This is a genomic window from Flavobacterium ginsenosidimutans (genome assembly GCF_037478105.1).
GTDB classification, from domain to species: Bacteria; Bacteroidota; Bacteroidia; order Flavobacteriales; family Flavobacteriaceae; genus Flavobacterium; species Flavobacterium ginsenosidimutans.
Genome location: NZ_CP147988.1, coordinates 1305485 through 1317170 on the forward strand (window position 1 = coordinate 1305485; position 11686 = coordinate 1317170).

Annotated in this window: 13 protein-coding genes; 8 read left to right on the forward strand and 5 right to left on the reverse strand. The window is 31.9% G+C overall.

Going from position 1 to position 11686, the window contains the following annotated elements; translation table 11 throughout:
- Positions 1-89 precede the first annotated feature (89 nt).
- Genes V6624_RS05865 through V6624_RS05875 form a run of 3 tightly spaced genes read right to left on the reverse strand, consistent with a single transcriptional unit; the run spans position 90 to position 2442 of the window.
- Entirely contained in the window at positions 90-1118 is a 1029-nt protein-coding gene (locus V6624_RS05865; RefSeq protein ID WP_338841260.1) for a hypothetical protein, read from the reverse strand.
- 54 nt (positions 1119-1172) lie between these two features.
- On the reverse strand, positions 1173-1895 hold the full coding sequence (locus V6624_RS05870) for a hypothetical protein (protein WP_338841261.1): 723 nt from the start codon (positions 1893-1895) through the stop codon (positions 1173-1175).
- A complete protein-coding gene (locus V6624_RS05875) occupies positions 1882-2442 on the reverse strand; it encodes an RNA polymerase sigma factor (RefSeq protein ID WP_338841263.1) in 561 nt (186 codons plus the stop codon). Before V6624_RS05875 ends, V6624_RS05870 begins: the two co-directional genes overlap by 14 nt.
- A gap of 331 nt (positions 2443-2773) precedes the next feature.
- Between V6624_RS05875 and V6624_RS05880 the strand changes: the two genes are divergently transcribed.
- The gene (locus tag V6624_RS05880) at positions 2774-3331 is read left to right on the forward strand and encodes a hypothetical protein (RefSeq protein WP_338841265.1); all 558 of its coding nucleotides are present in this window, start codon (positions 2774-2776) and stop codon (positions 3329-3331) included.
- Between the two features lie 4 nt (positions 3332-3335).
- Here V6624_RS05880 and V6624_RS05885 read toward each other — a convergent pair whose 3' ends face one another.
- A complete protein-coding gene (locus V6624_RS05885; RefSeq protein ID WP_338841266.1) occupies positions 3336-4313 on the reverse strand; it encodes a polyprenyl synthetase family protein in 978 nt (325 codons plus the stop codon).
- Between the two features lie 163 nt (positions 4314-4476).
- Here V6624_RS05885 and V6624_RS05890 point away from each other — a divergent pair, with 163 nt between their 5' ends.
- Positions 4477-5337 (forward strand): hypothetical protein, encoded by an 861-nt coding sequence (locus V6624_RS05890; RefSeq protein WP_338841267.1) that lies wholly within the window; start codon positions 4477-4479, stop codon positions 5335-5337.
- Between the two features lie 159 nt (positions 5338-5496).
- Here the strand turns inward: V6624_RS05890 and rlmN are convergent, their stop codons facing one another.
- Positions 5497-6540 (reverse strand): 23S rRNA (adenine(2503)-C(2))-methyltransferase RlmN, encoded by a 1044-nt coding sequence (rlmN, locus tag V6624_RS05895; protein WP_111377264.1) that lies wholly within the window; start codon positions 6538-6540, stop codon positions 5497-5499.
- Between the two features lie 373 nt (positions 6541-6913).
- Here rlmN and V6624_RS05900 point away from each other — a divergent pair, with 373 nt between their 5' ends.
- From V6624_RS05900 to V6624_RS05925, 6 genes are all read left to right on the forward strand, one after another.
- Entirely contained in the window at positions 6914-7474 is a 561-nt protein-coding gene (locus V6624_RS05900; protein ID WP_338841268.1) for a YceI family protein, read from the forward strand.
- Positions 7475-7779: 305 nt separating this feature from the next.
- The gene (locus tag V6624_RS05905) at positions 7780-8349 is read left to right on the forward strand and encodes a YceI family protein (protein ID WP_338841269.1); all 570 of its coding nucleotides are present in this window, start codon (positions 7780-7782) and stop codon (positions 8347-8349) included.
- Positions 8350-8354: 5 nt separating this feature from the next.
- A complete protein-coding gene (locus V6624_RS05910; RefSeq protein WP_338841270.1) occupies positions 8355-9806 on the forward strand; it encodes a hypothetical protein in 1452 nt (483 codons plus the stop codon).
- Between the two features lie 10 nt (positions 9807-9816).
- The gene (locus V6624_RS05915; RefSeq protein WP_111284627.1) at positions 9817-10368 is read left to right on the forward strand and encodes a hypothetical protein; all 552 of its coding nucleotides are present in this window, start codon (positions 9817-9819) and stop codon (positions 10366-10368) included.
- Between the two features lie 180 nt (positions 10369-10548).
- Positions 10549-10914 carry a hypothetical protein gene (locus V6624_RS05920; RefSeq protein ID WP_263524348.1) on the forward strand — a complete coding sequence of 122 codons (366 nt, stop codon included), beginning with the start codon at positions 10549-10551 and terminating at the stop codon, positions 10912-10914.
- Between the two features lie 113 nt (positions 10915-11027).
- The gene (locus tag V6624_RS05925) at positions 11028-11669 is read left to right on the forward strand and encodes an O-methyltransferase (RefSeq protein WP_338841271.1); all 642 of its coding nucleotides are present in this window, start codon (positions 11028-11030) and stop codon (positions 11667-11669) included.
- Positions 11670-11686: the final 17 nt, after the last annotated feature.

Genomic DNA, 11686 nt, shown 5'->3' on the forward strand with positions numbered 1-11686 from the left:
GTAAATCTTGTTGGAATTTTAATCATTTTTAAATCAAAAAAAGCATCTCTGTTGAGATGCTTTTTTCACTAACTAAACGACCAATACTTTTAGTTTAAATCTACGCGAAGTCCTAACGATATGTTATTCTCTTTTACTAGATTATTCTGAAATAATGGATTTAAATCATACTTACAATACAAACTCAATTCTCTATATCCGATATATGAGCTCAGACCATAAATAAAATTATTTACATTGTAATCGCCTTTTATTGTGGTTTTATATTTTAAATCTTCCTCTTCAAATTTTAAAATCTGTTTTGATTTCACGTTAATTCCTGCATAACCTCCAATTCCAAAACGAAAACTTTTATGAGTTTTAAAATACGTTTTTCCGTTACTTTCTGTAGGTCTGGTAAAATCAAACTCTAAATGTACCGGCGCAACCAAATACACATTTCTAAAACGAGATTCAGTTAAATGGACTTGATTTTCTACAAGATTAGTCTGTTCTCCATCTACGACAAAACTTCTGTTATTTGTTGGACGTATATTATTATACATTAACGAAAGTCCATATTTTGCATGAAGCAGATTGTCATTTTTCATTAATCTTGAGTTATACGTAAAACCCCATTCGTAAAAATGCGATCCCATAAATTTATAATTTGAATCCTGAAGTTTTCCATCGACCATCATATTATTTAATCCCATTGCAAATACAAACTGCGATGTTGTTCGCTTTTCACCATGAATAGAATCTTTATGATGGTTATATGACTTCCAGCGAATCATGTAGATTTTTGCAGAATCTTCTTTTATTTTCCCATCTACTTTTTTCTGAACTAAATCGTTTAGTTCATTTTGAGCCAGAGTAATTTTTTCTTCCATAATTACAGCTCTTGCCTCTGCCAATTCTTTTTTACGTTTTTCAGCCTGTTCCTGAGTAATTTTTCCTTCAGATAACTGAACGTTTACTGCTTCAACTTCTTCTTTTAATGCTTCTTTTTCTTCTTTTGTAATTTTCTCGATTTTATTAGCGATTCTTTTTGTTTCAGATTCAAAGGTTTCCTGTCCAATTACTTTATTTACCAAAAGGAAAAAGAAAAGAATGAAATAAATGGTAATATTTTTCATGATTGATTTTTTAAAATGATTGATTAGTGATTGATGATTTTATTTATTAATGCTTTACTCTTGTTGATTTCTATTAGACAAAGCAACTTTTACTTCCTGAAAGTTTTTGTTTACTTTAGTAATTACTTTTTCTCTAAATGAAAGCTCTAATTCGCCGTCGACTTGATTCAATAAATCGTTGGCATTGATTTTTACTTTTGCTTTTTTAACGCCGCTTTCTGCCAGAACTTTATTTTCTGCTGTTTGCAATAATTGATCAACATTTTCTTTTTTAGGATTCTCTGGGATTACGGTTTGATTGTTTGTTGATTGTTTTTCTTGATTGTTTTTGATGATTGAAGACTCCGCTATTTGATTTGATTCATTTTGAGTGATTTTATTTGAAATTTGCTCCGAAGCTTCGGAATTGCTTTTTTTGTTTTTGTTTCCTGTTTCTTTCGAAGTTTTTTCGGCAATTGCAGTTTCAGTTTTTACTGAATCAACAGTATTTAAAACAGGTTCTGTTACCGATTCTTTTTTAGTTTCTTTTTCAACAACTACCGTTTCTGGCGTTTTAACCACATTTTTATTTTGATTGAAAAACGGCGTTCCAACCAATAAAAACCCAATGAAACTTGCTGCGATATACAGCCATTTTCTTTTTGATTTTTTTTCTGGCTTTTTCTCTTCTACTACACTCAACATCGCATCCAATCGATCCCAGGCTTTGCTGCTTGGTTCTATACGGCGTTCGTTAAGTTTTTCACGGAAATCCTTTTCAAAATTATTCGGTTCCATTATCTTGTTTTTTTAAAATAGTAATTTGTGTTTGCAGCATTTTTCTAGCGTGCGATAATTGCGATTTCGATGTTCCTTCATTAATTCCTAACATCTTGGCAATTTCATTGTGTTTGTAACCTTCAATAGCATATAAATTGAAAACCATTTTATAGCCGTCGGGCAAAGCATCAATTAAATACTGAATCTGTTCTACGGTAAATTGACTGTCGATTTCATTAAAGCTTTCTTCAACAAAAAACTCATCTTCGGCAAATTTTACCTTTTTCTGAACTCTTAAATACGAAATACATTCGTTAACCATAATTCGGCGGATCCAGCCTTCAAAACTTCCTTTGTGTTCAAACTTGCTTAAATTGGTAAACACTTTCATGAAAGCCGTTATCATTACATCTTCTGCTAATTGTATGTCTTTTATGTATTGACGACATACACTTAACATTTTCGAAGAAAACTTACTATAAATCTGCTGCTGTGCCTGACGATTGTTCTCGGCAGCCAGCTTTATGATTTTGGTTTCTTCTTGATGTAAATGAATAATTTTCATTTATAAGCTTTTCGGTTTTGGTTTTAGAAACAGACTTCTATTAGCATAGACGATTGTCGATTTGAAATGGTTGCATGAGGGTGAAAAAAAATAAATAAAATTTTTCAATTTTAAAATTCCAAATCCCAACACGACAACAACAGCCAATTGATTTATAGAAAAATACAACTAAAGCATTTAGTCCTTTTTTTAATATGTTAATTCAAATAAAAATAAAACATACTCTACCAATTTAGAATCTTTAATTAGATTTAAAGTAATAAAAGAAAAATAACTAAATTTAATTTTGTTTATTTGTACGTTTTTATTTACAATTAAAGAAGAAAGAAAAATGAGTTTAGATATGAATGTCTTTGTCGAAGATTTATCAGACAGCATAATTCCAGAAATTTTAAAAAGGTTAAATGATTTTGATATGAAGGTCGAAATTCATCCTGATTTTTCATTTCAAACACAGACAGGTTTTCTTCCATTCAAGTTTACTTTAGAAAACAGCAAATTTGATATTTTGAAAGACAAAGAGCTTCTGAGCGGTTTTGAATTGTATATTGATGATTATGATTTTCAAAAAGAGAAAAAACATCTTCAGTCTAAGAAAAACCTGTTTCAAAAAATATTCAATAAACAAACTGAAACAGAGAAAAGATTATCAAAATGCACTAAAGTTTTAAACTTTAACTGGCATCTAGATATCACTTTTGAATTACGATTCGTATTATTAACCAGCGCAATAATTACTGAAATTACAAACGGAGTCAGACATGATCCTGCCACTGATTATTGGTATGAGAATAAGAATATCGTTAAGGAAGCTTTTGAAGATGTAGAAAAATTTGAATTATCAGTTTCTCATGATAGATTACGATTTCATGAATTTGAGGGATGGTAAAAGATTACTTCTTCCTCTCAATCACATAATTCACCATCAAAGTCAAAGCGTCTTTATACTCAGAATCTTTGAAGTTTTGAAGTAATGCAAGTGCTTCCTGTTGGAATTCGACCATTTTGTTTTCGGCGTAAGCCAAACCATTATTATCTTTTACAAAAGCAATAACTTCTTTTACGCGTTTTTTGTCTTTGTTGTGGTTTTTGATGGAGTTTATCAGCCACTTTTTTTCTTGTGGAGTACAAGTATTTAAAACATGAATTAAAGGCAAAGTCATTTTTTGCTCCTTAATATCTATTCCGGTTGGTTTTCCGATGGCTTCTTCGCTATAATCGAATAAATCGTCTTTAATTTGAAATGCCATTCCGATCAATTCACCGAATTTGCGCATGTTTTCTACCTGAATATCATCTTCGATTACGGCTTTCGCGCCAAGCGCACAACAAGCAGCAATAAGTGTTGCGGTTTTCTTTCTGATGATTTCGTAGTAAACGTCTTCAGTAATATCTAGTCTTCTTGCTTTTTCAATTTGAAGCAATTCTCCTTCGCTCATTTCGCGAACGGCTACAGAAATGATTCTCAATAAATCGAAATCGCCATTATCAATAGAAAGCAACAGACCTTTCGACAATAAATAATCTCCAACTAAAACGGCAATTTTATTCTTCCAAAGGGCATTGATTGAGAAAAATCCGCGACGGCGATTACTGTCATCTACAACATCATCGTGTACCAAAGTTGCGGTGTGAATTAACTCAATTACCGAAGCTCCGCGGTAGGTTCTTTCGTTTACAGTGCCTCCAGAAACCATTTTTGCAGTAAGAAAAACAAACATCGGACGCATTTGTTTTCCCTTGCGGTTTACGATATAATAAGTGATTCGGTTTAGTAACGCAACCTTCGAAGTCATCGACTCATGGAACTTTTTTTCGAAAAGTTCCATCTCGGTAAAAATAGGCTGTTTTATTTGAGACGTAATATTCATTTAGACTTCAAATATACTATTTTTAATAAAAATACGTTGTGTATTTTAAGGCAGGATTTAAAAAAAATTATGCCTTAATCTAAAAACAACTACCAAAAATAGCTCTAACTAATACTGATTTGAATTCATTAATTAAAAAAGAAGAACCCAAAACTATTTATTTATGAAAACAAAATTTTTATTAATTAGCACTTGTATTACTATGTCTTTTTTTGTCAGCTGTAATTCTGATGAAAAAACAAATGATGGATCAGGAACGGCGATTACAAATGAAGAGATTATAACCAACTCTAAAATCGATGCTTCTGTTGAAGATGTTACTAATATTGCCGAGGATCAATTTAGCTCTCAGATTAATGTAAATGCAAAACCAGGCGGACCTATAAAAAATTATCTTCCTAGCTGTGCCACAATTACTACGGTTTTAACTAATAATACTTGGACAAAAACAGTAGATTTTGGCGTTGAAGGCTGTACTCTAAATAACGGAAATACAGTAAAAGGAAAAATGGTTATTTCTTTTTCAAACGATTTTAGTACTTCTACACAAACTATCAGCTACACTTTTGAAGGATTTTATCATAATGGGAAAAAACTTCAGGGAAGCAAAAGCATTGTAAGAACTATTAAAGAAACTGATTTATTGGTAACACCTCACCCTGTTTCGACAGCTTCGATAGATTTAACGATTACTTTTGATGACGGCGGTGTTTATACCAGAAAAGGAACTTTGGTAAAAGAAATGACTTCTGGCTATGATACTTGGTACGATTGGGATGATAATGTATTTGTTGTTACAGGAAGCGGTTCTACAACTTTCCCTAACGGAGATACTTTCTCAGCAGAAATTACAACACCTTTAGAATTTAATGCAGAATGCAGAAAATGTTTTGCGGTAAAAGGTATTGTTTCTATAACTAAAAATGGTGCAGCTGCAACTATTGATTATGGAAACGGAGAATGCGATACGATTGCAACAGTAACAAAAGACGGAGTTACAGAAGAAGTAGATTTGAAAAAATAGCATCCTTTTTGCCCAAAAAAAGAAGCATTAAGAACAAGAATTATTTTCTCGTTTTTAATGCTTTTTTTATTATCTAAAACCGATCAAATGTCCCTATGGGACATAATTATCATTGTCAATATTTTTTTTCTACCGATCATATACTCCTACGGAGTATTTTTATGCTTCTTTGTTTGCTAATTGTCCGCAGGCGGCGTCGATATCTTTTCCTCGGCTTCTTCTTACTTTTACTACGACTCCAATATTTTCTAAAGCTTTTATGTAAGCCATAATCGATTCTTCTGAAGCTTGCTGGAATTCGCCATCATCAATTGGGTTATATTCAATCAAATTGACTTTGCATGGAACATATTTACAGAATTTAACCAATGCATCAACTGAAGCTTTATCATCGTTAATTCCTTTCCAAACTACATATTCGTAGGATATTTTACTTTTGGTTTTTCTATACCAATATTCTAATGCTTCTCTCAAATCTTTTAAAGGGAAGTTTTTACTGAATGGCATAATGCGCGCACGAGTTTCGTCTATAGCCGAATGCAATGAAACTGCTAGTTTAAACTTCACATCGTCGTCTGCCATTTTTTTGATCATTTTCGGAATTCCCGAAGTAGAAACCATAATTCGTTTTGGAGACATTCCTAAACCTTCTTCAGAAGTAATCATGTCGATTGCTTTAATGACATTATTATAATTCATTAAAGGTTCTCCCATTCCCATGAAAACAATATTTGAAAGCGGATGATTATAGTATAAACGGCTTTCTTTATCAATAGCTAGAACTTGATCGTAAATTTCGCCTGGTTCTAGATTTCGCATTCTTTTTAACCTCGCTGTTGCGCAGAAATTACAATCTAAACTACACCCAACTTGACTAGAAACACAAGCAGTAGTTCTAGTTTCTGTCGGAATTAAAACAGATTCTACCACAAGTCCGTCGTGAAGTCTAACGGCATTTTTAACTGTTCCGTCACTACTTCTCTGCATTGTATCAACCTTAATATGATTGATCACAAAATTGTTTTCAAGCATTGATCTTGTAGCTTTTGCCACATTTGTCATATCCTCAAAACTGTGAGCCCCTTTACTCCATAACCATTCATAAACCTGATTTCCGCGGAAAGCTTTATCTCCATTTTCAACAAAAAAATCGCGAAGCTGGTCTTTTGATAAGGCGCGTATGTCTTTTTTCTCCATTTGCATGCTGCAAAGTTAATTTTATTTCCAGTATTTTCTACAACTTAAAGCGTTTTCCATCCTTTTTTTCTTTATTTCTCTAATAAGAATTGGATCGAAAAAAACGATACTTCCTCTTTCGCTTAAAAACACAACAAACTAATAAGCAATTACTTATGTTTTGTTTTTTACTCTTCAAAAGCTAAAATCCTAGCACTAATAAGGATTCGCACCCTTTACTATAACAATTTAATAAAACTTTAGCCATGATTTTTATCATTTCGTTTTCTTCGCGCGCGCGATAATTTTGGTCTAAGAAATAAGGATAACTACTAATTCTTTAACCACTAACAGAATTTGAAACTTCCTTATTTAAATGATTAACCTATACTTTATCAAAATGAAAACAATTCAATCAATTTTACTGACAGTGATTTTTACAACACTTTCATTAGAGGCAAATGCACAAAGAAATTATACAGTAAATACAAATTCTACTTTCGAAGTTGCAGGAACTTCTACCGTGCATGACTGGGTAATGAAATCTACAGAAGGAACAGGAACTGCAAACCTAACAGTTAAAGATTCTAAACTGGCTGGCATACATAGCCTATCTATTTCAATATTAGCAGAAAGTTTAAAAAGCTACAAAGAAAGCATGGATAAGGTGGCTTATGAAGCTTTAGATACTGATACGCATAAAAACATTGAATACGTTTTGAAATCTGCTGAAAAAATAGATGAAACAACTTGGAACCTAACTGGAGTTTACACTATTGCAGGAGTAAGTAAAGAATATCAAACTCAAGTAAAAGTAACTACTAATAAAGGAACAATCACACTGCAAGGTTCTAACCAAATTACTTTTGGCGATTTTGAAATGACTCCACCAAAGGCTGCATTAGGAGTTGTTAAAGCTGGAAAAGATTTAACTGTGATCTTCAATATTATTTTAAGCTAAAGAAAATCAATTTCTAATGTTAAAATAAATACCCTTTTTAAGTTTTTATTTCCTCTAACTAAATGTTAAAAATTGACAACTTAACAAAATTCAATACCCGTTTTTGCTTTAGTGATCGATTTTGCAGAAAATGAAAACGTTGTAGTTATTAAATACTTATTTAATAAAATTTTAACAATGATTTTTATCATGTATTTCACTGATTTATAGAAGGATCTTTGATACAAGTTAAAACAACATTCTTAGTACTAAATAGAAACTGGCCGATTTATTAACTTATTTTTTATAATAAAAACATGACAAAAATGAAAACAAGTACAATGAAATTTTTAGCATTCGTAACCGCTTTCTTCGGAATTACAACAATTGTTACTGCACAAAAATCATACAATTTAGATAGCAAATCTACATTCTCTGTTGCGGGAACTTCAACACTTCACGATTGGGAAATGAAATCGGCTTCAGGAACTGGAACTGCATCACTAAATCTTGCTAACGGAAAATTAACTGATATCGATGCATTAACAATAACCCTTCCAGCAGAAACCATAAAAAGCGAGAAAAAAAGCATGGATAAAGTAGCTTATGAGACTTTAAAGACAGATAAAAATAAAAACATTAAATACGTTCTAAAATCTGCCGAAAAAGTAAACGAAACTACTTGGGAGTTAACTGGAACTTACACCATCGCAGGAGTTAGCAAAGTATACAAAACAACTGCAAAAACAACTGTAACAAAAGATGGTTTAAATCTGCAAGGATCTAACAAAATCACTTTTACAGAATTCGGAATGAAATCGCCAACTGCAATGCTCGGCACAATTAAAACAGGTCAAGACCTAACCCTAAAATTTAATTTAAACTTTAATTTATAACCGCCATGAAGAAGATTTATATCCTATTTATTACAGTAATAAGTACGTTTGCTGTAAACGCACAAGTAAGCTTTGGAAACATGCAAAACCAAATCTCTAGAGGGAAAGACGGTATCAACGTTTTCGACGTACAAAAAGACACTAGAGAATTTAAAGGTCTTAGTATTGATCTTGGTGCTGCTTTCAACATGGATTTCCAAGCAACAAATTCATTTAACGACCAACCTGCTAACATTACGACTACAACTACTACTGCTACTGGAACTACCACTAGAACAATTTCAGGATATCGCTTAATGAATACTGAGAACAATTTTACGCTTCCTGCTGCTGATATGTATATTGGTGCTCAATTGTTTGATGGAGTAAGAGTAAATTTAGATATTTATTTAGCTTCAAGACACCATAATGATTCTTATGTAAAAGGTGGATACTTACAAATTGACAAGTTAGATTTCATCAAAAAAGACTTCTTGGCTGATGTAATGAAATATGCTACAATTAAAATTGGGCAAATGGAGAACAATTTTGGTGATGCTCACTTCAGAGGTTCTGATAATGGTAATACAATCAGAAATGCATTTGTTGGAAACAACATCATGTATTCTTTCACTACAGAAATGGGTATGGAGGTTTACTACAACAGAAGTGGATGGGTAAGTATGTTAGGTGTTACAAATGGTAATTTAAATCAAAGTAATGAAGAAGTTTTTTACACTACTGGACCAAACACTAACACAACACATAGCCCTTCAATCTTAGCTAAATTTGGTTACGACAAACAGCTTAATGACGATTTAAGAGTAAGATTAACTGGTTCTTATTATCATAATGCAAATCTTGGCAACGCAAACATCTATTCTGCTAATAGATCAGGATTTGGTTATTGGGGTATATTGAATAATAACGCTTATAAAAACACCATTACGAAGGCCGATGCTGATGGTAACGTTATTTCTACAAATACTACTGATGTTGCTACTAGTTTCAGTAAAACATCTACGCCAGAGGCAACGTTCAACCCTAATTTCAAAAATTGGGCTACTACGTACATGATTAACCCTTTTGTGAAATATAAAGGACTTGAATTCTTTGGAACTATCGAATTAGCTTCAGGAGGAGATAAAGCTGGTACTGACGACAAACGTACTGCTAATCAATATGCTTCAGAGCTTATTTACAGATTTGGAAAAACAGAACAATTCTATATCGGAGGAAAATACAATACCGTATCTGGAAAATTATCTAATGCTGATGCTAAAGAGGTTACTGTAGATAAATTTGAAGCAAGCGCTGGCTGGTTTATGACTAAAAACATTTTAGCTAAATTAAACTACGTTAATCAAAACTATAAAAATTACTCACAATTTACAGGAGATCCTGCTACTGGAAATCTAAACAACTTTTATGGTGGTAAATTTAATGGTTTAGTATTCGAAGCAACAATTGCATTCTAATATAAAAAAAATGAAAACAAGATTTTCAATATTAATTATGGGTTTAGCAATTTTCTTTTTCTTAGGAAGTGCTAAACCCACTTTTTTTGCAGAAGATACAGCTGTGGCAATAAATAAAATTAAAATAGAAATCACAGGACTATCTACTGTTGGTAAATACAATTGTTCTAATACCTTTAATATAAAAGATACTGTTTATGTAAACTCAGCTAAGAAAAACACTTTTAATACTGATATTAAAATGTCAAACTTTGATTGTGGCAACAAAATAATGACGAAAGATTTACAAGGAACAGTTAAAGTGAAACAATTTCCAAATAGTACTGTAAGTATTACAGATATTAAAAAAGATGGAAAAAATTACAAATGCAGATTAAATTTTTACATCACAGATAAAACACTGAAATACAAAGACTTCATCTTATATAATTCTGATGATAAAATTCAGGGAACTCTTAATTTAAAGTTTTCTGATATCGAATTGGAAGCTCCAGTAAAAATGGCGGGATTAATTAAAGTGAAAGATGATATTGTGATCAATTTCAGCTTATACAAAAACTAACTTTTTTCGCATTAAAAAATTTAAAAAAGCAAAGTAAAAAAAATCAAAATTTGGCACAAGAATTGTCTTGCTCTCAAAAGAAAAATAATCTTACAAAGAGCTCAGTAATTTTAAAAGTTGTAATTTTATTTTTCAGCCATTTAACCTTTAAGTTTTATCAACCTAAAAAAAATTGAAATTATGAAAAAACAAATTTTAAGTTTAGCTGTTATTGCCTTATTAGCATTTGCTGTTCAATCATGCGAGAAAAAAGAGCCAAAACCTGCAGAAGACGAATTAACTCTTGGCAACAAAGTAGATTCTCTTACATCTGATATCGAAGAGGTAAAAGACAGTGCTGTAAGCAAGGCCGAAACTACAGCCACTAAAGCTAAAGATGCTACAGAAAAAGCGGCAAATGATGTAAAAGAAGCTACTAAAAAAGCGGCTGAAGATGTAAAAGATGCCACTAAAAAAGGTGCCGAAAAAGTTGAAAATGCTGCTAAAGCTGCTAAAGACGGAACTGTAAAAACAGCCAAAGAAGTAAATGAAGCTTTGAAAAAATAAATTTCATCTAAATCTGAAACAGAAACCATTCGCAAAACGAATGGTTTTTTTTATGCAAAATTGTAAGCGAATTATTTTTGTATTTTTGCATTCAAATTACAAGATTCTACAACATGCATTTTATATCTCAAGAATTAGAAGATTACATCGAACAACATTCTGAAAACGAACCAGAATTGTTAGCAAAACTCAATAAAGAAACGTACCAAAAAATACTTTTACCAAGAATGCTTAGCGGTCATTTTCAAGGTCGTGTTTTAAGTATGTTATCTAAATTAATTCGTCCAGTAAATATTCTTGAAATCGGAACTTATACTGGTTATGCTGCTTTGTGTTTATGCGAAGGAATGCAGGAAAACGGACAATTGCATACAATAGATATCAAAGAAGAATTGGTCGATTTTCAGCGAAAATATTTTGATATGTCTCCTTGGGGAAAACAAATTTTTCAGCATTTGGGCGAAGCAGTAAACATCATTCCAGATTTGGATGTAAAATTTGATTTGGTTTTTATTGATGCCGATAAAGAAAACTATCTGAATTACTGGGAAATGATTGTTCCAAAAATGAATAAAGGCGGAATCATTTTATCTGATAATGTCCTTTGGAGTGGAAAAATTCTAGAACCAGTTCATCCAAATGATGTTAGTACAAAAGTGCTTTTAGAGTACAATCAACTTTTAAAAGATGATCCTAGAGTTGAGACGGTTTTATTGCCAATTCGTGATGGATTGACGGTTTCGAGGGTATTGTAATCTTTAAGACTCTAAGG